Below are 998 nucleotides of genomic sequence, written 5' to 3' on the forward strand. Positions count from 1 at the left end.
ATATCCGTTTGTTCCGTCGTCCTATCGACCGCAACGAGGCGCGTCCTCGCGGGCCCCCTTACCTCCGCGCTGCTTGTCGCGGCCCCGGTATTCCCGTTACTGTCCGATTCGGCACTGGAGCATAATGCCGTGCTCGGGCTCCTGCCGCTGGCCGTATTCTCGCCTATCGAGGCAACGGGTTACGTAGGATGCTTCCCGACAGAATTCATTGGCTCCGGTTCAAGCGGTGCATCGATGCTTGCCGTGGCCCTGATATACGTCGCGGTCTTTTTTGCGGTCGGCGCCGTTGCGACACGTTCGCCCAAACAGTCTGGACCCGCGAAAAAGCGCCATGGGCTCGAGCTTCTGGACGTGAGCGTGGGATACGGAAGCACGACGATACTTTCAATCGGATCGCTTTTCTTGAGCCCGGGAACGGCGGCGGGCCTCATTGCTCCCAACGGCTCGGGGAAAACCACCTTTCTTGAAGCGCTGTCGGGCCAATTTCCCATCCGTATCCGCTCGGGAAGCCTGGTGGCAGACGGAATCAGCCAACGTCAATCAGCCGAATTTGCAGAACTCGTCTACCTGAGCTCTTCAGGCGGCACGGATCTTTACCCCACGCTATCAGCCCTCGAGCACCTTGCTTTCGTTAGGGAGGCGTGGAAATCGGCCGCCGACATCGACTCGCTCTGCAGCTCCCTCGGAATCTCCTCATATCTCGACAAGCCGACCCGTAAACTCTCGACAGGAATGAAGCAGCAGGTAAAGCTTGCCATGGCGATATCGACCGATTGCCCGTACCTTATCCTCGATGAACCGCTGAACGGCCTCGATCCGGGAAAGCGGAAAACCTCCTGCGACGCGATGCGCAGCGAGGTGGCGCGGGGACGAAGCGTGCTCATTTCAAGCCATCTGCTCGACGACCTGGCAGACCTCACCGACTCGTTCTACTTCATCGAGGCCGGCACGCTCGTGGAAAAGATCAAGTCGTCCTCGCAGACGCTCAAGCAGGAATA

1 protein-coding gene is annotated in these 998 nt (G+C 59.2%); it reads left to right on the top strand.

Features of this window, described 5'->3' with window-relative positions; genetic code table 11:
• Nucleotides 1-129 precede the first annotated feature (129 nt).
• Nucleotides 130-998 (top strand): ATP-binding cassette domain-containing protein (locus DXD77_RS10245; protein ID WP_147325454.1); only part of this gene is annotated, 869 nt, incomplete at its 3' end.

The sequence above is a fragment of the Collinsella sp. TM09-10AT genome, from assembly GCF_003436275.1.
Taxonomy (GTDB): domain Bacteria; phylum Actinomycetota; class Coriobacteriia; order Coriobacteriales; family Coriobacteriaceae; genus Collinsella.